Raw genomic sequence first — 1,961 nt, forward strand, 5'->3', positions numbered from 1 at the left:
GAGACGGTCATATCAACCTGGCGGTAGTGACCGACCGTCACTTCGCAGCGGCCTGCCGGTTGCTAAAACTCGAGCACTTTCTCGACGAGGATCGCTTCATCGACAACACCTCGCGCCTGACCAATCGAGACTCTCTGGCCGAGGGTCTGCAGTCGGTTCTTGCCACCGAGTCCACCGACCACTGGATGAGTTTGCTCGGTGATGCCGGGCTGGCGGTCGGGCGGGTACTGGATTTCCAATCGGTCTTTACCGATCCCCAGGTCGTCCACAACCGAATGGTCGTCGAAGTCGAACACCCGGTGGCGGGCAAGGTCATGCTCACGGGTTCTCCTTTGCACGTTGACGGGGAACCCGCCCGTGCCACCGATCCACCTCCCGTCCTCGGGGCCGACAGCCGCCGCATCCTGCGATCCGCCGGCTTGTCGGACGATCGCATATCCGAACTCTTGTCCGAGGGTGCCGTCGCTATCGGCTCGTCTCCATGATCCGTTGTAGCGACGTCGGGCTGGCTAATGCGTTTCGCGATCGATCCCTGCCCGAAGGATCCCTTGTCTTCGTGGCCGAGCCCACCATTCCCGACGAATGGGCGGCTGTGGCGGCTGAGCTGTCAGAGGCGTTCGAGTTGTCCCAGGCCGCAGTTCGCAGTGGGGGAGCAGTGGCCTACCTCGTCAATAGTGACGACTTGTTGGGCCGGAGGGGGCCGGGTCGGGCGATGGTGGCGTGCGGATTGCTCTCGGCTGCCCGGTCTCTGGCGATTGAGAGTTCCAGGGCCGGCGTGCCGGTCAATGTGGTTGCCGTGAGCGAGAGCACATCGCCGGACATCGCTGGTTACTGGGTAGAAATGTTGTGTCGGCCCGACGGTCCCAACGGTGAATTGATCAGGTTGAGTGGCGACCACTTAGGGAAGACAATCCCATGAGCGACCCGGGGGTGGGGCCGGGAAAGGGAATTGCGGTGGTCACCGGCGCTGCCGGTGGGATCGGGCGAGCCATCTGTAGTCGATTGGCCGCCTCGGGCGCCACGATCGTGGCGGTAGACATCTCCGATCGGTTGGGTGAAGTCATCGCCGATCTCGAGGCCTCGGGTGCGGGGGTGATCGGGGTCGAAGCCGACCTGACAGTGGATGCCGGACTTGATGCCGTCCTCGAAGCCGTCGTAGGTCTCTCTGGCCCGCTTCGGACGATCGTCAACAGCGCCGGCATCACTCGTGACGCCCGCTTCGTCAACATGAGCTCTGCTGCCTTTCGATCGGTAATTGATGTGAACCTTGGAGCGGCTTACGGACTCATCAACAAGCTCAGACCGTGTTTCGAGTCCGGTGCCATCGTCAACATCAGTTCCCGTGCATATCTCGGAAGCTTCGGGCAGTTCAACTATTCGGCCTCCAAGGGAGGTCTGGTCGGCCTCACCCGCGCCCTTGCTCTCGATTTGGCTCCCGGGATCCGGGTCAACGCCGTCGCCCCGGGCCTGATCGACACCGAGATGTCGAGGGCCATGCCTGCCGGTGTTCTGGAGAAGATGGTCGCGGCGATTCCCCTTGGTCGGATGGGCCTTCCCGAGGAAGTCGCCGAAGTCGTTGCCTTCCTCGCCTCCGAATCTTCCGCTTACATAACCGGAGAGGTCGTCCCCGTCGCCGGCGGTAGAAGCCTCTCGAAGTAGTCAGTAGTCAGTAGTCAGTAGTCAGTAGTGAGTCAGGGGGGTTAAACGGGGGAAACGCTGAAGGGTGCGCTGGTCACGGTGTGGTAAGTACCGCAGATCTCCAACTCGACGGGTTCTCCGCTTTCGAGATGAACGGTGACCAGGTCCGGGAGAACTTCGATACGGACCCGGGACCCTTTGATCGACACCGCGAATCGCAGGTGGGTCCATTCGGGCGGAAGGTGAGGCGTTAGTCGGGGGGTGCCGTCTTTCCACTGGAATCCGCCAAAGCCCGAGACGAGAGCCTGCCAGAGACCACCGAC

4 protein-coding genes are annotated in these 1,961 nt (G+C 62.2%); 3 read left to right on the forward strand and 1 reads right to left on the reverse strand.

The annotated features are described in order from the left end of the window. The 3 genes from JJE47_16095 to JJE47_16105 all read left to right on the forward strand — a co-directional run. Positions 1–485: CoA transferase (locus JJE47_16095; protein MBK5268941.1), on the forward strand; the 485-nt coding region annotated here is incomplete at its 5' end. Continuing rightward, positions 482–919: a hypothetical protein gene (locus JJE47_16100; protein ID MBK5268942.1), complete on the forward strand. Its 438-nt coding sequence runs from the start codon at positions 482–484 to the stop codon at positions 917–919. The genes JJE47_16095 and JJE47_16100, both read left to right, overlap by 4 nt. Continuing rightward, positions 916–1,659 (forward strand): SDR family oxidoreductase, encoded by a 744-nt coding sequence (locus tag JJE47_16105; GenBank protein MBK5268943.1) that lies wholly within the window; start codon positions 916–918, stop codon positions 1,657–1,659. The genes JJE47_16100 and JJE47_16105 overlap by 4 nt, the downstream gene beginning before the upstream one ends. A 41-nt stretch (positions 1,660–1,700) precedes the next feature. Here the strand turns inward: JJE47_16105 and JJE47_16110 are convergent. Further along, a partial coding sequence (locus tag JJE47_16110) for a glycoside hydrolase family 65 protein (GenBank protein ID MBK5268944.1) occupies positions 1,701–1,961 on the reverse strand: 261 nt, incomplete at its 5' end.

It is taken from the genome of Acidimicrobiia bacterium, from assembly GCA_016650365.1.
Classification (GTDB): domain Bacteria; phylum Actinomycetota; class Acidimicrobiia; order Spongiisociales; family JAENVV01; genus JAENVV01.